The following is a 369-nucleotide window of genomic DNA, read 5'->3' on the forward strand; positions in this document are numbered from 1 at the left end:
GGAACATGGAAGAGGCTTTGCGATTGTTGCGGATGAAGTTCGTAAATTAGCAGAACAATCAAGTACATCTTCAAATGAGATTGGAAAGTTAATTACAGAAATTCAAGAAGATATGAAGAAAACAGTTAGCTCTATGAATCATGTGAATACAGAAGTGCAGTCTGGTATTGTTATTGCGAATGAAACGAAGAAAAGTTTTACGGAGATTTTACAATCTACAAATGAAATCGCAAAACAAATTGGTAGTATGGTTGACATAGCACAGAAAATGTCCAAAGGGGCAGATGAAGTGTCAGTTTCAGTTGGTGAAATTGCAGTAACCGCACAAAATAATGCATCTAGCACACAAAGTGTAGCGGCATCGGCTGA

At 37.4% G+C, this 369-nt stretch carries 1 pseudogene; it reads left to right on the plus strand.

The features are described from left to right. A pseudogene (locus tag ACFQZ1_RS21870) lies at positions 1–369 on the plus strand (methyl-accepting chemotaxis protein); the annotation flags it as partial.

The organism is Bacillus sp. CGMCC 1.60114, assembly GCF_042676365.1.
Taxonomy (GTDB): domain Bacteria; phylum Bacillota; class Bacilli; order Bacillales; family Bacillaceae_G; genus Bacillus_A; species Bacillus_A rhizoplanae_A.